The sequence below is a fragment of the Pseudomonas sp. S3_B11 genome (assembly GCF_054667715.1).
On sequence record NZ_CP162749.1, the window covers coordinates 2,841,562 to 2,862,516 of the forward strand.

19 protein-coding genes and 2 pseudogenes are annotated in these 20,955 nt (G+C 61.9%); 6 read left to right on the top strand and 15 right to left on the bottom strand.

Annotated elements, in window-relative coordinates:
• Positions 1–41 precede the first annotated feature (41 nt).
• The 7 genes and pseudogenes from AB4O22_RS13010 to AB4O22_RS13040 all read right to left on the bottom strand — a co-directional run bounded on the left by AB4O22_RS13010 (position 42) and on the right by AB4O22_RS13040 (position 6,335).
• On the bottom strand, positions 42–1,409 hold the full coding sequence (locus AB4O22_RS13010) for a sensor histidine kinase (protein WP_223471771.1): 1,368 nt from the start codon (positions 1,407–1,409) through the stop codon (positions 42–44).
• Complete coding sequence (locus AB4O22_RS13015; RefSeq protein WP_003201124.1) at positions 1,406–2,068, bottom strand: response regulator; 663 nt, start codon at positions 2,066–2,068, stop codon at positions 1,406–1,408. Before AB4O22_RS13015 ends, AB4O22_RS13010 begins: the two co-directional genes overlap by 4 nt.
• 11 nt (positions 2,069–2,079) lie before the next feature.
• A pseudogene (locus AB4O22_RS13020) lies at positions 2,080–2,723 on the bottom strand (tetratricopeptide repeat protein).
• Complete coding sequence (locus AB4O22_RS13025) at positions 2,720–3,529, bottom strand: SDR family oxidoreductase (RefSeq protein WP_053162455.1); 810 nt, start codon at positions 3,527–3,529, stop codon at positions 2,720–2,722. The pseudogene AB4O22_RS13020 and the gene AB4O22_RS13025 overlap by 4 nt, the downstream one beginning before the upstream one ends.
• The gene (locus tag AB4O22_RS13030) at positions 3,516–4,190 is read right to left on the bottom strand and encodes a TenA family transcriptional regulator (RefSeq protein ID WP_003201118.1); all 675 of its coding nucleotides are present in this window, start codon (positions 4,188–4,190) and stop codon (positions 3,516–3,518) included. The genes AB4O22_RS13025 and AB4O22_RS13030 overlap by 14 nt, the downstream gene beginning before the upstream one ends.
• A complete protein-coding gene (locus tag AB4O22_RS13035) occupies positions 4,187–5,668 on the bottom strand; it encodes an AMP-binding protein (RefSeq protein WP_460096445.1) in 1,482 nt (493 codons plus the stop codon). Before AB4O22_RS13035 ends, AB4O22_RS13030 begins: the two co-directional genes overlap by 4 nt.
• On the bottom strand, positions 5,658–6,335 hold the full coding sequence (locus AB4O22_RS13040; protein WP_223471769.1) for a thermostable hemolysin: 678 nt from the start codon (positions 6,333–6,335) through the stop codon (positions 5,658–5,660). Before AB4O22_RS13040 ends, AB4O22_RS13035 begins: the two co-directional genes overlap by 11 nt.
• Positions 6,336–6,579: 244 nt before the next feature.
• Between AB4O22_RS13040 and AB4O22_RS13045 the strand changes: the two genes are divergently transcribed.
• Positions 6,580–8,286 (top strand): amidase, encoded by a 1,707-nt coding sequence (locus AB4O22_RS13045; RefSeq protein WP_027912294.1) that lies wholly within the window; start codon positions 6,580–6,582, stop codon positions 8,284–8,286.
• Positions 8,287–8,336: 50 nt separating this feature from the next.
• On the opposite strand, the gene AB4O22_RS13050 is transcribed toward AB4O22_RS13045, so the two are convergent.
• Positions 8,337–9,191: a LysR family transcriptional regulator gene (locus tag AB4O22_RS13050; protein WP_460096446.1), complete on the bottom strand. Its 855-nt coding sequence runs from the start codon at positions 9,189–9,191 to the stop codon at positions 8,337–8,339.
• 74 nt (positions 9,192–9,265) lie between these two features.
• Here AB4O22_RS13050 and AB4O22_RS13055 point away from each other — a divergent pair, with 74 nt between their 5' ends.
• Together AB4O22_RS13055 and AB4O22_RS13060 are read left to right on the top strand one after the other, a co-directional pair.
• Complete coding sequence (locus AB4O22_RS13055) at positions 9,266–10,222, top strand: DMT family transporter (RefSeq protein ID WP_003201108.1); 957 nt, start codon at positions 9,266–9,268, stop codon at positions 10,220–10,222.
• A gap of 90 nt (positions 10,223–10,312) precedes the next feature.
• The gene (locus AB4O22_RS13060) at positions 10,313–10,711 is read left to right on the top strand and encodes a VOC family protein (RefSeq protein ID WP_003201106.1); all 399 of its coding nucleotides are present in this window, start codon (positions 10,313–10,315) and stop codon (positions 10,709–10,711) included.
• A 164-nt stretch (positions 10,712–10,875) separates the two neighbouring features.
• Here the strand turns inward: AB4O22_RS13060 and AB4O22_RS13065 are convergent, their stop codons facing one another.
• Together AB4O22_RS13065 and AB4O22_RS13070 are read right to left on the bottom strand one after the other, a co-directional pair.
• Positions 10,876–11,100, bottom strand: a complete 225-nt coding sequence (locus AB4O22_RS13065) for a hypothetical protein (RefSeq protein ID WP_003201103.1) — start codon at positions 11,098–11,100, stop codon at positions 10,876–10,878.
• 280 nt (positions 11,101–11,380) lie between these two features.
• Positions 11,381–11,728, bottom strand: a complete 348-nt coding sequence (locus AB4O22_RS13070; protein WP_003201101.1) for a carboxymuconolactone decarboxylase family protein — start codon at positions 11,726–11,728, stop codon at positions 11,381–11,383.
• 110 nt (positions 11,729–11,838) lie between these two features.
• Here AB4O22_RS13070 and AB4O22_RS13075 point away from each other — a divergent pair, with 110 nt between their 5' ends.
• Positions 11,839–12,762, top strand: coding sequence for an AraC family transcriptional regulator (locus AB4O22_RS13075; protein ID WP_013693143.1), 924 nt, complete (start codon positions 11,839–11,841; stop codon positions 12,760–12,762).
• 3 nt (positions 12,763–12,765) lie between these two features.
• Here AB4O22_RS13075 and AB4O22_RS13080 read toward each other — a convergent pair whose 3' ends face one another.
• The 5 genes and pseudogenes from AB4O22_RS13080 to AB4O22_RS13100 all read right to left on the bottom strand — a co-directional run bounded on the left by AB4O22_RS13080 (position 12,766) and on the right by AB4O22_RS13100 (position 19,295).
• Positions 12,766–13,671, bottom strand: a complete 906-nt coding sequence (locus AB4O22_RS13080) for a LysR family transcriptional regulator (RefSeq protein ID WP_003201098.1) — start codon at positions 13,669–13,671, stop codon at positions 12,766–12,768.
• Complete coding sequence (locus AB4O22_RS13085; protein WP_460096447.1) at positions 13,671–14,591, bottom strand: LysR family transcriptional regulator; 921 nt, start codon at positions 14,589–14,591, stop codon at positions 13,671–13,673. Before AB4O22_RS13085 ends, AB4O22_RS13080 begins: the two co-directional genes overlap by 1 nt.
• A gap of 78 nt (positions 14,592–14,669) precedes the next feature.
• Positions 14,670–15,299, bottom strand: a complete 630-nt coding sequence (locus AB4O22_RS13090) for a glutathione S-transferase family protein (RefSeq protein WP_027912298.1) — start codon at positions 15,297–15,299, stop codon at positions 14,670–14,672.
• Positions 15,300–15,434: 135 nt separating this feature from the next.
• A pseudogene (locus tag AB4O22_RS13095) lies at positions 15,435–17,488 on the bottom strand (2Fe-2S iron-sulfur cluster-binding protein).
• A 199-nt stretch (positions 17,489–17,687) separates the two neighbouring features.
• A complete protein-coding gene (locus AB4O22_RS13100) occupies positions 17,688–19,295 on the bottom strand; it encodes an ATP-binding response regulator (protein ID WP_460097818.1) in 1,608 nt (535 codons plus the stop codon).
• A 103-nt stretch (positions 19,296–19,398) separates the two neighbouring features.
• On the opposite strand from AB4O22_RS13100, the gene AB4O22_RS13105 reads away from it, so the two are divergent.
• Together AB4O22_RS13105 and AB4O22_RS13110 are read left to right on the top strand one after the other, a co-directional pair.
• Positions 19,399–20,037: a response regulator gene (locus tag AB4O22_RS13105; RefSeq protein WP_460096448.1), complete on the top strand. Its 639-nt coding sequence runs from the start codon at positions 19,399–19,401 to the stop codon at positions 20,035–20,037.
• A gap of 320 nt (positions 20,038–20,357) precedes the next feature.
• Positions 20,358–20,855 carry a hypothetical protein gene (locus AB4O22_RS13110; RefSeq protein ID WP_003201077.1) on the top strand — a complete coding sequence of 166 codons (498 nt, stop codon included), beginning with the start codon at positions 20,358–20,360 and terminating at the stop codon, positions 20,853–20,855.
• Positions 20,856–20,955: the final 100 nt, after the last annotated feature.

Here is a 20,955-nt window from a genome sequence, read left to right on the forward strand (position 1 = left end):
CCACCACCAGGGGCTGGCCTGTCATGGCGTCGGGAAACCGCTTAGAAGCGCCCTATTTCCAAGGTCGCGCACAGCCCACCCTCGGTGCGATTTTCCAAGCGAATGCGCCCTCCCAGACGATCCGCGATGGTGCGCACGATCGTCAGGCCCAGCCCAGCCCCCTGGTCATTGCCGCGGCTGTAGAACCGCTCGAAGAGCCGCTCACGCTCGGCCTCGTCGATACCCGGCCCCTGGTCTTCGACTGACAACTCATAGTGATCGCCCTTCCTGGCCAGGCTCACTGTGATCGTGCCGTTGGCCGGAGAAAAATTGGCCGCGTTGGTCACCAGGTTGTTCAGGGCGATGTCGATGACCACCGGGTCGATTCGAACCGGGCCGATGTCATCGCTGACGTCCAGCACCGGCTCGAGCCCCTTGCTCAACAACCAGGGCGTCAGTTGAACCAGGCTCGCACGAACCGTGGCGGGCAGGTCGATGACCGCAGGCGTCGGAACACCTGCCTGCGGTTCGAGCCGCGCCATGGTCAGCAGTTGATTGACCAGGCGCGTAGTGCGATCGACGCCAGCGATCAGGTGCTCCAGGGACTCGCGCCGGCTTTGCTCGCTTCCCGCCTCCATCAGGTTCTGTGCATGCACCCGCAGCACGGCCAGGGGCGTACGCATTTCATGGGCGGCGTCGGCAATGAAACGCCGCTCACGGCCCATCACCTCCTGGATCTGCGCCAAGACGCGGTTGAGCGCCGCCTGCATGGGCTCAAGCTCCGTAGGGAGCGGCATCATTTGCAGGGGTTCCAGTGAGCCGGGATGCCTGGCGCGCAACTTCGCCGCCATATCGACCAGGGGTTTGAGCCCCCAGCCGATGGCCAGCCAGATCACTGCGGCAAGCACCACGCTGCCGATCAGGTTGGGCACGACAGTGTGACGAACAATGCGATCGACCAGGTCGGCACGCACGTCGTCGCGCTCGCCCACCCAGATCTTCAAGCCGTATTGCGCATCGTCCAGGACGAACGCCCGCCACTTACGGTTCTTCTGGTCCACGACCTCACTGAAACCGGGCGCGCCCGGCGGTGAGGTGAACGAGGGTGCGCTGGAGGTATGAACCAGCACCGAACCTTGTGAGTTCCAGACTTGAAAAGCAATTTTGCTTTCATAGGGATGGCCATCGACCCTGGGAACCGCCTGCCCCAGCGCCGAATTGAACGCCTGATACAGCTCGGCGTGTTCCTTGCTCGCCATCGGCATGCGCATCACGCCCTGCAACAGCCGGGCATTCTGCGCCAACTGGGCATCGTAGACCTCGGCGATTTCGTGGTTGCTGTCATGCAGGTTGAATACGGTGATGATCAACAGGCCAAGGAACAGCAGGCCGAGGATCAACGTGAGGGTACGACGCCGGATCGAACTCATCGACGCTCCTCCACCAGGTAACCGACACCGCGGATGGTGCGGATCAGGTCGGTGGAGAATTTCTTGCGCAGGTGATGGATGTGCACTTCCAGCGTGTTGCTCTCGGCCTCCTCGCTCCAGCCGTAGAGCAGCTGCATCAGATGATCGCGGGTCATGACTCGGCCCGGCGGCGAGAGCAGCTCATGGAGCAGCTGATATTCCTTGGGTGTCAGCGCCACCGGCTTGCCCTGGTAACTGACTTGCTGGGTACCGGGGTTCAGGCTGATACCGGCATGTTCGATCAACGCCTGGGCGCGGCCGGCGCTGCGGCGCAACAAGGCCCGTAGCCGGGCCTTGAGTTCCGCCAGATCGAAGGGCTTGACCAGATAATCATCGGCCCCGGCGTCCAACCCGGCGATGCGATCCTCGGTGGCATCGCGGGCTGTGAGGATCAGCACCGGCAGGTTGGAACCACTGTCACGCAAGCGCCGCAACACTTGCAGGCCGTCCATGCGTGGCAGGCCCAGGTCGAGCACCGCCAGGTCGAAGGTTTCACTGAGCAACGAATGCAAGGCGCTGCTGCCGTCCTGCACCCAGTCGACGGTATAACCTTCGCGACTCAGGGCCTGATGGATGCCCTCCCCCAAGGCCACGTCATCCTCGATCAGTAATAAACGCACATCCGCTCCTGTCAGTTCAGTTTCTTGTTCACATCCACCAGTAAAGCGTCGATCTCCTTGCGGCGCCCGGCATCGGCCGTTTCTCGACCTGGCCGCGGTGCTGCCTGCAAGGCTTTTTGCAGCGCTGCCTTGGCTTCGCTATAGCGCTTCTGACGGTAGAGGTGATCGCCCCAAAAGTACAGGCTGTCGATGCCGTTCGGGTTGAGTTGCAAAGCCTGCTGGAGCAATTGCTCGGCCTTGTCCGAGTCGCCGAAACCAAGGGCCAGCCCGGCACCCGGTCGTAGAGTGCGCCGAGGCTGGTGTAGGCCGAGCCTTGCAGGGCCTTGGGGTCCAGGGTCAGGGCTTTTTCCAGGTCGCCCTTGGCATCCTTGACCTTGCCCAGCGCGCCGATCCCACCCTTGGCACCGGCCCAACTGCTGTTGACGATGCCAGACCAGATCCACGCTTCGGCCACCGATTGGCGCTCCTGCTTGAACGCCGATGCCTGGACGGCGAGTTTTTCGAACGCATCGGCGCGTTGGCCTTCAGGCACTTCATATTGAATATGGGCCCAACTCTGCTGGATGTCGCCGAGACGTTGCTGGTCGGCCGCCTCCAACGCCCAGACGCTTTGGCTCAGGGTGCCGATCAACAGGCAAGCGAAGATTTTTTTCATGGCTTGAGGTGCTCGTTTTCGGGTTTATGACTGAGACGGCGCACCAGTGGCAACTGCTTGCGCAGGCCACGGTCCACCAGGTTGGGCAGCAGGCTGTTGAGGCCGACGAAAAAGCGTTCGGGCCAGCCCAGATACAGCTCGCGTCGGTCGCCGATAATCGCGTGGATCACCGCCGCCGCCACGGTTTGCGGGTCGTCGACGTTGGCCTTGAGGGCTTGGTTGAGCGCATCGGCCGCCGGACTGTTCATCGAGGTACGGGTGGCCCGGGGCGCTACGTAGAGCACCCCGACACGGGTATCGGCCAACTCCCGGCGCAAGGCTTCGGAAAAACCGCGCAAGGCAAACTTGCTGGCGCAGTAGCTGGCGTATCCCGGGTAACCGATTGATCCATAGGTCGAGCCGACGTTGACCACCATCGCACTGTCAGCTTGCTTGAGCAGCGGCAAGAGCAGTTTGGTCAGGCAGATCGGCGCGCTGATGTTCAGCGCCAGCATGGCGTTGATCTCGCTGTCGTCGAGTTGCTCGAGCATGGCGAAGTGGTTCACGCCGGCCGCATTGATCAGCAGGTTGATGCCGCCCTGGGCTTCGGCGGCGACCAGCACTTTGCGCCGGTCGGCGAGGAAGGTCAGGTCGGCTTCGACCCAGCTCAAGTGCTGCGGATACTGCTCCAGCAACGGCTGCAAGGCTTCGCGATGCCTGGCCACGGCCAGGACCCGCGCGCCACTGGCACACAGGGCGGCGGCGATGGCCTGGCCAATTCCGCCGCTGGCACCGGTCAGCACGACACGCGCATCACACAAGCGCATGTTCATGCTCCCCGTCGCGCGGCAGGCCGCGGAACATGTCGGTGTACAACCGGTACACCACCTTGGAGGCATGGATCACCGCAGCCTGGTCCGCCGGATCGTCCAGGCGGTTCATCAGGCCGCGATAGGTCTGCATATGCTCGATGTCGAGCGATCCATGGGAACTGAGGTAGCTGAACGCCGTGGGCGGCAATTCCAGGCGCTCGCGGATGCTGTCGGCGGCATGGGTCGCCAGGGCGATACTGGTGCCCTCCAGCACATTGACCATGCCGAACAGGCCTACCGGGTTGCCTCGGGCGATCAAGTCGTAGAGGTAACTGACCATCAGCTCGATGGGCAACGAGGGCTGGCCGTTGCGCACCGCTTCCTTATCGCCACCGCACACGGCAATGTCATCCAGCACCCATTGCTCGTGGCCGTACTCTTCGTCGATGTATTCGCACACGGCCTTGCGCAGCCATTCCAGGTGCGTCGGCAGGCGCGCCCCGCACGCCATCATCAACGGTACGGTATGGCGCACGTGGTAATACGCCTGGATCAGGAAGCCCCGGTAACTGGCCAGGCTGACCTGGCCGTTGAGGGCGTCACGAATGATCGGCAGATTGAACAGGGTCTGGCGTTCTTGCTGGGTGGCTTCTTGCAACGTGTCAAAAAAACTCATGATGGGGATTCCTCGGACAAGACAGATGAAGTGAGCTGCGCGCGGTAATGCTCGACGATGGCCTCCCGGCGTGGCCGGCCATTAGCGGTGAGCATGCCGTTGGCAGCGCTGAAGGGTTGGTCCAGGCGCGTCCAGTGATGGACCCGCGCGTAATCGGGCAGCGTGTCGTTGGCCTTGGCCACGGCCAGCTCCAGCGCTTGATCCGTGCAGTCGGCCCGGGCGGGCCAGAGCAGTGCATGGTTGTGCGGCATGGCTTCGCCATAGACAAAGGCCTGGGCAATGTCACCGCCCTGGGTGAGTTCGGCTTCAACCCATTCGGGGTTCACGTTGCGCCCGAAACTGGTCACGAACTGGTGCTTCTTGCGCCCGCGCAGGTAAAGAAAACCCTCTTCGTCGAACTCGCCCAGGTCGCCGCTGGGCCACCATTCGCTGGTGTGCGGTGGCTCACCCAGGTAACCGAGCAGCGTCGAGCCCTTGATCAGGACTTCGCCGTCATCGGCCAAGCGGATCTCCACATGGGGCAGCGGCTGGCCGACACTGCCGGCACGGTGGGCCTGTGGCCGATTGAGGCAGACCACCGAGGCGCATTCCGACAGCCCATAGCCTTCAAACACCGGCAGGCCAACACGCTGGGCCCGCTGCAACAAATCGTGGGACACCCGTGCCCCGCCGACGGCAGCGAATCGCACGATGTGCGGGTTGAACATCTTCTGTTCGGCAGCCGTGACCAACATCAACAGCAACTGCGGAACCAGGATCAGGCTCTGCGCCCGACGCTCGGCCAGGCATCCCAGCAGACGCGTCGGGTCGACCCCACTGGCACCCTGGATGCCGAGGGTCTTCTGGCTGGGCAGGCTCAGCATGGCACCGGCATACAACGCCGCGTAGCAACCAAGGTTTTCCAGCAGAATCGCCAGGGGCAGTAACGCCAGGTGATGCCTGGCCTCGACCGGTTGGCTGGCCTGCTCCAGTTCACGGGCCACCCGCAACAGGCTGTCGGCGCTCAGGCAGACGCCTTTGGGCGTGCCGGTGGTACCGGAGGTGAAGGTCAGCTTGGCGGTGCCCGCCGGCAGACGGCTCGGTCCGTCGAAGTGCCGCCGCCAGAACTCGCCACTGTGCTGGTAGCCAGCGGCTTGCAGCTCCGCCTCGAACGCAGGCTCGGCAATCACACGCTCGGCCTGGCTCTGTTCCAGGCAGTGCCGACGTTGAGCCTGGCTGAAAAAACCGGGCAGGAAGACGCAGGTGAGCCCTTCGAACAGTGCGGCAAGGTCCCAGAGCATCGCTTCGATGCCATTGTCCAGGGCCAGGGCGACCACGCTGATGTGTTCATCGCGCAGGCGTTGCTGGCGGTATACCACTTCGGAATAAAGCGTCGCGTAGTCGAGCTGCGAGCCGTCGCCCCACAGCGCCACGGCGTGGCCCCTGCGCTCGGCATGACCACGCAGGGTGCGCTTGAAGCGTTCCATTTCAGGCGACATGGCTGGTTTCTCCGAGGTCCGTCGACAATCCCAGACGATTGAACAGGCCGGTATTGCGCAGATGAATGAAACCGGCGCGGATGTTTCCGACATGAACCCACGGCTGGCTTTCGTAGTAGCGGCCCCAGAGATGGCGGTCCTCGCCGAGGCGCTGAGGGTCGGCCGGGCACAGCGTCACAGGCTTGAGACCCAGGCGATGGAAGCTGTTGACCAGGCCGATGTTGCCAGTGAACGCAACCCACTCCAGACCGCCCATGGCCAACAGATAAGTGATCGCGATGATGCTCAGCCGGGCGCTGCCCGTGTCGCTGGCGGCCAGATTGCCAACCTCGACGATGCCGGCGCGGTCCACCGGACGGTCAGCGGCGGCACTGATCAAGGGCTCGATGGGGCTGTCCAGATAACGTTCGAGGAACAGCGGCCCCTGTGCGGCGCGGCGCACGCCAGCGGCAGCGCAGAGCGTGCCGTGGACATCGTCGAGCCCGAACAGCTCCGGCATGAAATGACGAATGTCGGCACCGTGGACCTGGCGAAAACGCTGCTGGATGAACGCTTCGAACTCATCTCGCCGCGCTTGTCCCGGCAAAGCCCGGTGCAAGTGGCGAACCGGCGGGCCGGCATCACCGAAGGCCAGCGGCAGGTGGATGTTCCAGTCGAAATCGGGCATGAGTCAACGTTCTCCCTCGGGCTATTGGGAGAAAGTATCGAGGTCGTTTCTTAACGAAGTCTGAAGGTGGAAAATTTTGGCTCGTTAGAGAGGCAGTTCGGTCAAACCTGAACTGCCCCTGATCGCTATTCCGTAGTACAGTGCGCAAGTCCGATAAATATCCACTTTGAGATGACCTGAAGTCTCAGGAGCAACTTCAATGGACCCGAACACCCCGCCATCCCTCTGCCGCGGCGCTAACAGCATGATCGAAATCACCGAAGCCTCCATTGCCCAATTGCGCGCTGCGCTGGAGTCGGGCCAGACAACGGCGGTGGCGCTTGTCCAGGCCTACCTTGCCAGGATCGATGCCTACGACGGCCCCGATACGCCCACAGCCCTCAACGCGGTGGTGGTGCGCAACCCCGATGCATTGAAAGAGGCCCAGGCCTCCGATGCCCGTCGGGCCAGCGGCCAGACCCTGGGGCCGCTCGACGGCATTCCCTATACGGCCAAGGACAGTTACCTGGTCAAGGGGCTCACTGCCGCTTCCGGCAGCCCGGCGTTCAAGGACCTGGTTGCTTATCGCGATGCGTTCACCATCGAGCGGCTTCGCGCCGCCGGCGCCATCTGCCTGGGCAAGACCAACATGCCGCCCATGGCCAACGGCGGCATGCAGCGCGGGGTGTATGGCCGTGCCGAAAGCCCGTACAACGGCGACTACCTCACCGCGCCCTTTGCCTCGGGCTCCTCGAACGGTGCGGGCACGGCAACTGCCGCCAGTTTCGCGGCGTTCGGCCTTGCCGAAGAAACCTGGTCGAGCGGACGCGGTCCGGCGTCGAACAACGGCTTGTGCGCGTATACGCCGTCGCGCGGCGTGATCTCGGTGCGTGGCAACTGGCCGTTGACGCCGACCATGGACGTCGTCGTGCCCTACGCCAGGACCATGGCCGACCTGCTCGAAGTGCTGGACGTGGTGGTCGCCGAGGACCTCGACACCCGTGGCGACCTGTGGCGCCTGCAACCCTGGGTGCCGATTCCGAGCGTCGACTCGGTTCGCCCGGCCTCGTATCCGAGCCTTGCCAGCCACCCAAGTGCGCTGGCAGGCGTTCGGTTCGGCGTTCCTCGGATGTACATCAACGCCGACCCTGAAGCAGGCACGGCCCCGGCCCCCGGCATCGGCGGCCCGACGGGGCAGCGAATCATCACCCGCGCCTCGGTGATCGAGCTCTGGGAGCAAGCGCGCAAGGCGCTTGAGGCCTGTGGTGCCGAAGTGGTCGAGGTGGATTTCCCCCTGGTGTCCAACTGCGAGGGCGATCGTCCTGGCGCACCGACGGTCTTCACCCGCGGCCTGGTTTCCAAGGAGTTCCTGCACCATGAGTTGTGGGACCTGTCGGCCTGGGCATTCGATGATTTCCTGCGGGCCAACGGCGATCCGAAGTTGAATCGCCTGGCCGACGTCGACGGACCGAAGATCTTCCCCCACGACCCGGGCACCCTGCCCAACCGGGAGGACGATCTGGCCGCCGGCATGGATGAGTACGTGAAGATGGCCCAGCGCGGCATCACGCCGTGGGACCAGATCCCGACCCTGCCCGACGGCCTGCGTGGACTTGAAGAGACACGTCGAATCGATCTGGAGGACTGGATGGCGCAGCTGGGCCTGGACGCGGTGATCTTCCCGACCGTCGCCGACGTCGGGCCGGCGGATGCGGACATCAACCCGGCGTCTGCCGATATCGCCTGGAGCAACGGCGTCTGGGTCGCCAATGGCAACCTCGCCATCCGCCACCTGGGCGTGCCGACTGTCACGGTGCCGATGGGCGTCATGGCGGACATCGGCATGCCCGTCGGGCTGACGTTCGCTGGCCGCGCCTATGACGATTCGACGCTGTTGCGACTGGCTTCGGCGTTTGAATCGATTGGCTCCAAACGCCTGATCCCACCGCGGACGCCGCCGCTGTCGGCTTGATCGTTTGGCGGGTTTGGTCTTGGGGCTGCGCAGCAGTCCCTGGACCGGCTCTACAGCCGGAAAGACTGTTGCATGGCACGGGAAAGCAGGTCCACGGCCTCATCGCCGTGTGACGCCTGCGCTCGCATGAACACCACCTCATGCTCCTGAATAACCGGCAGGCCTTCGAGGATCTGCATGGCGTCCGTCACCCGCGCGCGGTCTATCAGGCTGACCGCCAACCCTGCCTCCACACACGCCTTGACGGCCTGGTTGGAGGGGCTTTCCAGGACGACTCGGGTCCTGCGGCCGCTTTGCCTGAGGGCCTCCATCATCGCTTGCCGATAAGGGCATTGCGCCGCATGCACCGCCAGCGGCAATGGCTCCATAGAGGCCACCGTCACGTGGGCCGGACCGACCCAGACCGGCGTGGTGGAAATCAGCACTTGCCCGCCAGCACTGACCTGCCCCTTCGGCTGCGCAACGACCGCTGCCTGGAGCTTGCCGCGCTGGACCAGGTCACGTAGCGCGTAGCTGGGCGCGGTCTTGAGTTCCAGCACCACGTTGGGCCACGCGGCGTTGAAGGTCGGGAGGATGTCGCGAATGACATGTTCGGCGTATTCATCCGGCACCCCCAGCGTAATGCGTCCCGCCAGCCGGGTTCCGTGGAGATCGGCCAGCACCCGGTCGTGGGTGCTCAGCAGTTCCGTCGTCGCCACGAGCAGACGCTTGCCCAACGCAGTGAGGGATACCGATTGATTGTCCCTGTTGAGCAAACGCCCGCCAGCGACCGCTTCCAGGCGCTGAACATGCACGCTGACCGCCGCCGGGCTTTTGTGCAGTTGCTCTGCCGCCGCACTGAATTTGCCGATCCGTGCCACCGCATGAAAGGTACGTATCAAGTCGATATCGAGTATGGCCGTCATGATTCAATCTTCGTGAAGAACTGATGCACTACATTTTGATTTATTAGATTACGCGGGTTTCGTAGCCTGTGGTCATGAACCCGACCAAATCGATGGACTGCCCTTCCCTGCCCAAGCCCGACTGGCACTGGCTGATTCCGTTGCCGTTGCTCGAGGCGGCGTTGCTGCTGACGTGGAGCTCCGGCTTCGTCGGCGCGCGTTTTTCCATTGATTACGCGCCAGCATTGCTGGTGGTGTTCTGGCGTTGCGTCGTGGTCACGCTCGTCCTGTTGCCCTTCGTCGCCAGAGCGCTGCGCCGAACCTCGCCCGTCGTGTTGTTGAAAAATGCCGGTATCGGCCTTCTGGCGATGGCGGGCTACCTGGCCGGTATCACCCAAGGCATTGCCCTGGGTGTGCCGGCGGGCCTGGCCGCGCTTGTCGCCGACCTGCTGCCGATGGGCCTGGCGCTGTTGGCTGCGGGTGTACTGCGGCAACGACTGGCCTGGCAGATCTGGGCCGGGCTGCTCATCGGCCTGCTCGGCGTCATGCTGGTGACCCAAGGCGCGCTGGCGTGGGGCAACGCGCCTTGGTGGGCCTATGGCCTGCCGCTGCTTGGCATGCTCTCGCTCGCTGTCGCGACCTTGTGGCAGAAATATCTCCCCCCCGCGCAATCGCTGGGTCTGTTGCCTAACCTGTGGCTGCAATGCTGCGTTTCGGGACTGGCCTTCGCCTTGGTCGAAGCCGCCCATGGCAGCCTCGCCCCGATACCCAGCACAGGCTTTGCACTGAGCGTATTGTGGACCGCGGGCCTGTCGACGATGGGCGGCTATGGGCTCTACTGGCTGTGCCTGCGCCGCGCAACCGCCACCCGGGTCGCCAGCGTCCTGTACCTCAGCCCGCCCATTACGATGCTCTGGGCGTGGGCCATGTTCAACGAGCCGCTTTCATGGCAGATGGTCTCGGGCATGGCGGTCTCCGGGATTGGCATCTGGCTGGTCGTCGGCACCGAAGCCCGGCAGGCCAGGCGCCGAGCGTCTGAGCCGGAGCGCTAACCGCCCGGACTTGGCAGCGCGATGATTCCTGTGGCAGCGTAGGCTGGAATTTCAAACAACCCTCGCGCCCACGGCAAAACGGTAGTCATCATGATCTCGCATGTTTTTCTAGGTATCGCCGATTTTGATCGCGCCTTCGGGTTCTATTCAAAGGTCATGGCCGGGCTGGGCCTGACATTGAAATTTAGCGACGCCCACAAAGGCTGGGCGGGCTGGATTGCCGAGCATTCACCGCGCCCGATCTTCGTGATTGGAAAACCCTTTGACGGCAAGGTGCACCAACCCGGCAACGGACAAATGGTGGCTCTGCTTGCCCCCAGCCGGGAAGCGGTGAGGAACAGCTACGCGACAGCGCTGGCACTGGGCGGGACGTGTGAGGGAGAACCCGGCTTGAGACCCCACTACCACCCTGATTATTACGGCGCCTACTTTCGAGATCTCGATGGCAACAAGCTTTGCGTCTGCTGCCATGATTCGGTGTCGACTTAGTCGATCGTAATGCATGGCCCGCTTTCGTTTTCTGCCTAGCCAATGTACGAATAAACAGCGAACTCAAACCCGTTGAACGGAAAAGTAGCGACCTCTTTCATCCCCATGTTCAAGTGCGCACGAAGCGACGCTTCATTGTTTGCTCCCTCGCCACGGGTTCTGCGTTAGCCGATCGGCGTTAGCTTCAGCACCCGCATCACCAAGGCGCCAGCCTTCGCCAGCAAAGTGCCGTGCGCGCGTTGCTGACACAGGTCGTTCGAGACGAAACCTGCGGACTCGCTTGCCAAGGCGCCCATCAATTGGGGCAACAGGAATCCGCTTTCGTGCTCCTGGTAAGTCGCAACGGAGGTATCGGGCCGAAGGTTGCCGGTGCAAGTCGTGTCGATCATGGGAATCTCCCGATGGATGGAGAACGCTGCGACGACCCGAAACCGTCAATCGCTTCTGGGATCAGTTTCACTGGCGGACGGTTTTTAGAGAATGTCCAGGAATTACATGACTTGATTGCGTAATCTGAAACAATCGCAGCTGACTGAACAAAAAAGGCTTACCGAGGTTTTGATATTTCGTTCCGAGAGGGGTGTTTTTTTGGTGTGTATATCCGTTGTTGCGGTAACGGCGGCTTATGGTTCCGCCCTTACCGCAGCAACGGATATGCCCCCATACAAATCACACCGGCGCTTTCAGCATGTCATACGCCTCAAGCGACCGCAGCGAGTAGATATAGGCCGCCCCCGCATTCAACGAAATCGCAGTTGCCAGGGCCGCGGCGACCTCCTCGCGACTCGCGCCGGCCTTGATCGCCGCGTCCGTGTGGGCGGCGATGCAACCGTCGCAGCGGGTAGTGACGGCGATGGCGATCGAGATCAGCTCGCGGGTCTTGGCATCGAGCACGTTGTTTTCGCTGGCGGCTTCCCCTAGCGCCATATAGGCCTTGACCATTTTCGGGTTGCTGCGGCCCAGTGCGCCAAAGGCCTTCTGAATGGTGGGCAACAATTCGGACCAGTTATTGAACATGGCATTAACTCCTGAGTGGGTTGGGTGTACTGTTTTGACGCCCTCAGTTTTTCACCCTGGCGCCACTCGGTTTTGCTCAATGCGCTCAGTTTTTTTGGCGAAATGCTCAAATGAATGCGATCGATAAACTCATCAGCCTGGCCAACGTGCGCGGCAGCCTGGACCTGCGCTGTCAGTTCCAGGGCGACTGGGCCATGGATCACGGGCAGCAAGCCCTGGGCACAGCGCCCTATCACATCGTGCTGGCCGGCGAATGCCGCGTCGAGTTTGCCGATGGGCAGCGCTTGCCCATGCGTGCCGGTGACATCCTGCTGTTGCCGCGCGGTGCCCCTCACGTCATGCACAGCCCTGGCAAAACGGTAACGCCGACCTCCCCCCGAATCCTGACCGGGGGCACCTTGCCGATTCATCGCATTGGCGGCGCCAGCGCGGAGCTGGACATGCTTTGCGGAGGCTTTCACTTCAACCGGGCTTCGTTGCTGTTCGGCGCCTTGCCCGAATACCTGGTGATTCCCAGCGGCGCATTACCGGCCAATGGGCCGTTGCCGGCGCTGGTGGAGGTCATGCGCGCAGAAGCAGATGGGAATAAGGTCGGCGCGCGCTTCTTGCTCGATGCCCTGTCACAGGCGCTGTTCACCCTGATTCTGCGTGCGCATCTGGCCAGCCAGGGACAGGACAGCGGCTCGCTGGCCCTGCTCGGCGACAAGCGTCTGGGCCGGGCCTGGCAGGCAATGCTGGCGGACCCTGCGCACGAGTGGACCATCCAAGGCCTGGCGGACATCGCGAGCATGTCCCGGGCCAACTTCATGCGTGCATTTGTCAAGGTGGCCGGTGTCTCGCCGTGGGTGCTGTTGACGCAAGTCCGCATGGAGTTGGCCTTCAGCCTGCTCAGTCACTCACACTTGGGGCTGAGCGATATTGCCGTACAGGTCGGCTACCAATCCCAGGCCGCGTTCAGCAAGAAATTCAAGGAAGTCTTCGGTGAGGCGCCAGGCCGTGTGCGCCGCGGGATCCTGGGTCCACGCGCGAGCTGATATTCAAGAAACATCCGCTCGCAGCGCCGGGTGCTCGCGCAGGTGCTCGACGATGTAGTCCACGAAACTGCGCACGCGCATCGGCGCCTTGCGTCTTTCGCGGTAGACCACATGAACCGGTATCGAGGGCGGTTCATAGGGTTGCAGGACCCGGCGCAAGCGTCCGCTGTTCAGATAGTCGTACAGCGGATAGTTCAAGCAGCGCATCAACCCAGCCCCATGAGCCGCCGCGTCGATGGCCGCCTGCAGCGTGGCGCAACTGAGCCGCGTGCGTGCCTTGAGGCCGCTGGCCTGCTGCTGGAAAGGCCACTGGACCCAATCCTGGTTGGCCTGCGTGGCGATCAATCGATGATTGTGCAGATCCTGCGGCACAACCGGCTCACCATGAATCGCCAGGTAGCCAGGACTGGCGCAGACGAGCGAACGAACGCTGCCGACCGGTCGTGCGATCAATGAGCAGTTGGGCAGATTCCCCACCAACACCGCCACATCCAGCCCTTCCTCATGCATGTTCGGAAAACGATCGTGGTAGTGGGCAAATACCCTGATCTCGGGGTACTGATCCATGTAGCCGGCCAGCACCGGGGCCATGACATAGCGGCTGAACAGCAAGGGCAACAGGATCGTCAGGTTGCCTTGGGCCTGGACATGCCAGCCCTTGGCCGACGCCTCGGCCTCGTCAATCGCATTGAGGATCCGTGAACAGTCAGCCATGAAGCCGACCCCGGCTTCAGTCAGCACGACCCCGCGCGTGCTGCGTGACAGTAACTGCACACCCAGTCGCGCCTCCAGCCGAGCGATGGCACGCATCACGGTCGGTCCGGAAACGTTGAGGCGCTGGGCTGCCGAGGCGAGACTGGGGCACTGCGACAGCGCATGGAACATCAGCATTTCATGGTGGCGAGCCATCAGGCGACGCCTTTTACGACAGGCTTGAGCGTGACGTCGTCCCCCAACCGATCAGCGAGGAAGTCCACGAACGTGCGCACCTTGGCCGGCACTCGATTGCTCTTCTGATACACCACGTGAATCGGCAACGCTGGTGGCTCGAACGCCTTGAGCACTACCTCAAGCTCGCCGTCGGCGACCTGCCGGGCCACTTGATAGGACAAGACCCGGGTCACGCCCCAACCCTGGCAGGCGATGTTGATTGCCGCCTGATTCGCGGTCACCACCAGGCGTGGATCAAAGCGCAGGCTCAGCGAATTGGCTTCGTCCATGAACTGCCAGTGGCTCAGCAAATGACTGGCCGAAGACATCACGATATTGGCCTTGCTCAACTCGCCAGGATGGGTTGGCCGTCCGTGTCGCTGGAAATAGGCCGGGGCGCCACAAATCACCTGGCGCACTTCACCTACCTTGATGGCGTGCTGATTGTTTTCCTGCAAATGGCCGATGCGGATCGCCACGTCGATGCCTTCGTCAGCGATGTTCACCACGCGGTCGACCAACAAGGCGTTGAGGTGTACCGAGGGAAATTGATCCAGGTAATCCGTCAGCAAAGGCGCGATGTACAGCTCGCCAAACAGCACCGGGGCGGTGACCGTCAGATACCCGCAGGGGATCGAATAGCTGCCGGCAGCGGCCTCCTCGGCTTCATCGAGCTCACTCAGGATCCGTCGACAATCTTCCAGGTAGCGCTGCCCCGCTTCAGTCAGGTACACATTGCGGGTGGTGCGCGACAACAGCTGGGTGCCAATCCGCTCCTCCATCGCCGCAATTGCGCGCGTCACGCTTGGCGGTGATATACGCAGTCGACGGGCGGCAGCGGCGAACCCTTCCTCCTCGGCAACCGCCATGAAAACCTGCATTTCCTGAAAGCGATCCATGGGCGATCCAGCCTTGAGGGCACGTGGCTTGAATGTACTTGCCGGAAGATGCCCCCCGGCAAGCACCTGCGGTGTGAATCAGGCTTGCTGCAAGCCCTTGGCGGTGCGTTGCATGCCGACGAAATTCGGCAAGGCTTCGATGCTGCCCAGCCAGGCCCGGACGTTCGGGTAGTCGGTCAGCGCGACGTTGCCTTCCGGCGCATGGGACACGTAAGTGTACGCGGCCACGTCCGCGATGGTCGGTTGCTCACCGGCCAGGAACCGGCTCTGCCCCAACTCCGTCTCCATCACCTTCAACAGGGCATGGGAACGCTTGATGGCGTCTTCGGCGTCATAGCCGGCGCCGAACACGGTGATCAACCGGGCGTTGGCCGGCCCCTGGTTGATCTGGCCCGCCGCCACCGACAGCCAGCGCTGCACCCGCGCCTGGGCAAGCGGATCGCTGGGCAGCCATTGCCCCTTGCCATACTTGGCCGCGAGGTAGACCAGGATCGCGTTCGAGTCGGCCAGGACGGTGCCGTTGTCGTCGATCACCGGCACCTGGCCAAAACTGTTGATGGCGAGAAACTCCGGAGTCTTGTGCTCACCTTTCATCAAGTCCACGAATATCAACTCGGTTGGCAAGCCAAGCAGCGAGAGCATCAGCTCGACACGATGGGCGTGCCCCGACAGCGGGTGGCGATAAAGTTTGATCGCTTTCTCAGACATGACGTACTCCATGTTGTTTTGGGCTCGAAGCGGTGATCGCGTCGATGGCGCTATCCTCTGCTCCTGCCCCGGACAGCGGAATAACCAGCTTCTACAATCCAGCATTTCATCCGGTGAAACAGTCAGGCGGTCAGCCTAGACCTCGAGCACCAACGGCTCGCTCCCCTGGGCCGGCACCGCGCAACAGATCAGCACCTCACCTTCACCAACCGGTTCGGCCGGCTGGCTCAGGTAATGCACCTGGCCGCGGCTCAAGCGAGTTTTGCAGGTGCCGCAGGAACCGCCGCGGCAACTGAATTCCGGATTAAGGCCGCGCGCTTCGGCCAGCTCCAGCAACGTCCCGCTGCCCGGCTCCCAACGTGCCTCCTTGCCGGAACTGGCGAACAAGACCTTCACCGCTTCACTCGCAGCCGGCACTTGCTCTGGCGCCGGCATGCTCACTTCGAGATCCCGCACGAGCGTTGAGGGCCCAAAGGTCTCCGCGTGGATGCGATCGTCAGGGATGCGCAGTTTGCGCAGCCCGTCGTACAGCGCCTGGGTAAAGCTGCCCGGCCCGCACAAATAGAAGTCGTAGTCGTTGAGCGGCAGCAGCTTCTTGAGCAGTTCCACATCGATCCTGCCGGTCAGGTCATAACCTTCAGCGCCTCCTCCATCAGTGGGTGGTTGGCTGACCATGCGCAGCACCTGCAGCTTGTCGCCGGCACGGGCGGCCAGTTCGTCGATCTCGTCACGGAAAGCCAGGTCGGCCACCGAGCGGGCGCTTTGCACCAGCCAGACCGGGCGCATGCGGCTGATGCGTTGGCCCTGGTAAACCACCTCGCGCAACATCGACAACAACGGTGTGATGCCCACGCCCGCTGCCAGCAAGACCAACGGACGTCGCTCGGTGGCCTGGACGGTGAAATGGCCCTGGGGCGCCCGCGCCTCAAGCTCGTGCAGCGCCTGCACCTGATCATGCAGGTGAGACGACACCGAACCATCGCGCTTGACGCTGATGCGCAAAAAATCATCCGACGGCGCACTGGATACGCTATAGGTCCGGATCGATGGCGCGTTCTGTCCTTCCAGCAAGATCCGCACCGGCAAATGTTGCCCGGCTTCAAACCGGGGCAAACCCAAGCCATCGCTTGCCTGCAAGTAGAACGAGCGAATGTTGTGGCTTTCATCCACCACCCGCGCGACCTGCAATGCACGCCAGCGGCTACGCAGCGCCTCGGCCTGCAAGCGCTCGGCGGCCTGCTCCCAGCTGCCGGTCATCATTGAATTGGGCGAGTCGCCTTCGTCCTGGTCCTTCCAGCGCAGGGCAATGGCCGCCGGGCGATACACGATGCGTTGCGGGGTAAAGCGCAACAGCCTCTCGGCGCCCTGGAACGCGCTGATCTCGGGGTCGTCCAGCAGGACTTGCGCCGAGCCGCTCATTTGCAGCAGATCGCCCGTCTGGAAATCGACGAACACCAGCCCGGCCCGCGGATTGAGCAGGATGTTGCCCAGCGTGTTGAAAAAAGGTTGCCGGAAAAGTCCGGAATGGTCAGCGATCCGTCTTCGTCCATGCGCACAAACCCCGGCTTGCCGCCACGGTGGGAAGCATCGACCTGCCGCTCGCCGTCGCGCACCACGTAGGTGGCGATATAGAACGAATCGGCCGCCGTCACCAGGCGCCGCACCAGTGGGTCGGACACGGTCAGTTGACGCGGCGCAACGGCCTGCGCGTCGACAAAGTGGTACTGGCGCAGGTTGATGTAGCGAGGGCAGTTGCCATACGCCTGGCTCACTGAAATCTCGAGCCCAGGGTCGAGCTGACGACGCACGACACCGTTCATGCGGTTGCGCCGGCGGGTGTGCAACTCGATCCCCAGCATCCCGATGGCATCGCCCTCGCCCATGCCCTCCTGGGCCGGGTCGTTCGGCTCAGGCTCGAGGTCGATGTGCAGGGTCTGCGGATCGGGCGAGTTCATGAAGCCTGGTTGCCCGGCGCGCAAGGTCGCCCAGACATCGCCTTGCCGATCCACCGCCCCCAGCACCACGAAAGGCAGTTGGGCGTAGAACTCCCGATGCTGGTCTGGCATCCACGTGCGCGCCAGTTGCCGTTGCCCGACACCGGCCATCATGTCGACTGCCCCGACGGAGCGCTGCAAGGCCAGCTCTCCTTCGTGCCAGGGCGAGGTTTTTGCTTGCAAGGCTTCGTCCATCAGCTACTCCTCGCGCTCGCAGCATGAACGCCTGCGCCAGTGCGCTACGGTTAGGGATTCTCCGCCATCGTTTGCACGGCTGTGCAAATGGCTGGACTCATCTTCTGCCCAAAGCGACGGCGCAGGAATACGCACAAACTGCAATCCACCGTTTCATAAAATGGAATGGTGGAAGCACGAGGCATGGCCCGAACGGAGGTCAGGTCCTGACGCTGGCAAAGTTCTTGGTCAGCTCGAGCAAGGTCGCCCGCAACTCCGGAGGCCGCACAGGCTTGGCCAGGATCGAGATGTTCATGTGGTGCAGCGCGTGGCGAATTCTTTCGATTTCATGGCCGGTCATGATCATGGCGGGGACTTCCCAACCCCGTTGCTCGCGAATCGCGGCGATGCATTCGGAACCGGAGACCTTCGTGCCCAGGTCGAAGTCGGCAATGATGATGTCGCAGTCACTGGTCACGCCCACCCCGTCGCTGTGGGTTTCCACTTCGCACCCCCACTTCTCCAATAGCGCGGATGTCGCCATCAGCACGTTGGCGTCATCCTCCACCAGGCACACCCGCAAGCCTTGCAAACGGCTATGGGTGGACACCGGCCTGTCCACCATCGCCCTTGGCGCAACCGTTTCCAGCCCCTGGATCATGGCGCGCGTGCCCTTGCCGAGCCGGGAGTCCAGCTGGATGTCCAGATTGATCAGGAGGCTGATTCGCTTGACGATGGACAACCCCAGGCCCAGCCCCTCGACGTCCTTGTCACGAACGTGGCGCACCCGATAGAACTCCTTGAACACCTCGGGCAGGTGTTCGGCGGCAATGCCCCGGCCCTTGTCGTAGATGACGATGGCCAGGCCGCTGCCTTTCGGCCGCACGCCGATCAACACTGGTTGGCCGGAGGCATATTTGAGCGTGTTGGAGACCAGGTTCTGCACCATGGTCGCCAACAGGCCGGCGTTGACATTGACCCAATGCCGGCAAGGCCGCAGGCGCAACTCGACACCGGCCCAGCGTGCGGCTTCGGTGTTCTGCTTGACCACATCTTGAAGCAACGCGCCCAGGTGTACAGGTTCGGCCTGCGGTTCAAGCTGCCCGTTATCGAGGGTGTAGATATCGAGGATCGAACGAAACAGCTGCGAGACGATGTGCAACGAGCGGTCGATGTTGTCCACCAGTCGCAACTCTTCCTGGCCCAACCGGGCATCGCGCAGGCAGGCGGTGAACAAGCCGATCGAGTGAATCGGTTGGCGCAAGTCGTGGCTGGCCTGGGCCAGGAAGCGGGATTTCTCCTGGTTCGCGGCAATCGCCTCCTCCGAAGCGATGCGGGTTCGGGTCAGCAGGATATGCGCGTAGGCGGGCACCACTATGGTGGTGACGATCAGCATCAGGAACACGTAGGGCTGACCACGCCAGAACGGCGTGAGCAGGAAGATCACCACCAAGGTAGCGAGAGCGATCAACGTCGCGGCAGCCAGGTAGCGCGAGCCGAAGCGCATGCCATTGCCCAACGTGACCCAGAGCAATGCAGCGTAGACTGGTAGCGTGCCTTCTCCCCCCACGATCAAGGCGAAGGCGAGGCTTGCATAGTCGAGGCTCATGGCAAAAAGACGACGCAGGAAAAAGTGCCCGGGCCAGCGCTTGATCGCCATGCGCAGCGGGACCGCGACGCCGAAAAAAAAGGCCATGTACCACAGGATCGGTACATAGGTATCGAAGTCACTGGCCAGACAGGCCACCACAATGACGTAGAGTGAAGCACAGGCCCCGACCGTCAATCTCAAGGTAGCCTGATCAAGCTCGCTATTCTTTTCCGTCATAGTCACTGGATTATTCCAACATGAAAGGTTGTTTCAAACTTGAAACCCAAGGGGGCAGTTTAGGTTACGATTCGTGAACTGGAAGATCAGAAGGATCTGAAGCATGACGTGCAGAGTAATTGTGGCAGATGACCATCCTTTGTTTCGCGAAGGTATGCTGAGGACCATTGAACGACTCATACCGACAGCATCCATAGAACAGGCTGGAAATCTGGACGAAGTATTGGCGCTGGCACGTTCCGGAATGGAAGTGGACTCCCTGATACTCGACTTGCGCTTTCCCGGGATCAAATCGTTGCAAGTAATCGGCCAGTTGCGCAATGAGTTCAAGCGCACCTCGATCATTGTGGTTTCAATGGTGGATGATGTCGACGTTATTTCCCAAGTGATGGCGCTGGGTGCCGACGGATTCATCGGCAAGAATATCGACCCCGCCGGTATTGCCGACGCCATCATGGCAATACGCGAAGGCGAAGTGGTGGTGAAGTATCAGGCCGAAAACGCGATCCTGGACGATGCACTTTCCCAACTGACCGCGCGCCAACGGCAAGTGCTTGGCTTGATCGCCGCCGGCAAGACCAACAAGGAGATAGCCCGGGACCTGGGCATTTCCCCGTTCACGGTGCGCATCCATGTCTCAAGCCTGCTCAAATCCCTGGGTGTGCCCACGCGCGCGGCGGCCGCGGCGCAGTTTTCCAACTTCCCAGGCAATGGTGGATGGCCGGGAAAACAAGACAGTTAAATGTATAACGACCGCGAATATTAATTGAGCATCACCCTCCCCGCCTGCCCATCTCCGAGGCTATAGCACACTTGTACTATAGCGTCGCCCAGTACTCTCCCCCTAAGCTGTGGACGCTCCATAAAAAGGCTGTTCGAACAGCCAAACATAAAGAAAGCCAACATGCCATGCGCCGTGCAGTATCACTGTACCTATTGAAACGTTATGACGTGCGAAGCCTATGGATTTTATAAATCGATAGGCGGCGCAATGCTGGGTCAACTTCACCGTCTGCACGGTTGAAATGGAATGGTCCTGACATTAACTCAAGGTAAGTCATCATGTCCTTCGAATATGGAAAAACACTTAGAAATGGAATGGCGCTGTGCGTGCTGGCGGGCGTACTGAACGGTTGTGCAAACACCGGCGACTTGGGCAACTTGATGGGCTCCTTGAATCAGGGCGCCAAGAAATACGACGTTTCTTACCTCAAGCAAACGATCATTCCGGGCAAGACGACAAAAGGCCAGATCACTCAAATGTTCGGCGCGCCGACCAATGAAGAACTCAATTCGACGAGCTCCAGCAACGAGTCGAACTGGACCTATGAAAAGACTGATGAAGGCCTGGATAAGTACATGAAGCTGGCCCATAAGTACGTGTCGACCGAAACCAGCCTGAAGATGTATGAAACCTCGGCACAACTGTCCAAGGCGCAAACCGTAGCCAATGACGTCAGCAGCGTGACCGGCACGAAAACAGGCCAGAGCCAGAGCCAGGGTTCGGTATTGACCATCTATTTCGTCGATGATGTCGTGAAGTACTACAGGGTCTACTGACGCAATGGCATCGCCCGTTGGGGACAGCATCACGTCTGTTCCCAACCTTCACCGAGGCTAGCCGCTACGCTTGGAGGCATCAGAGGTCATGCGGTGCCAA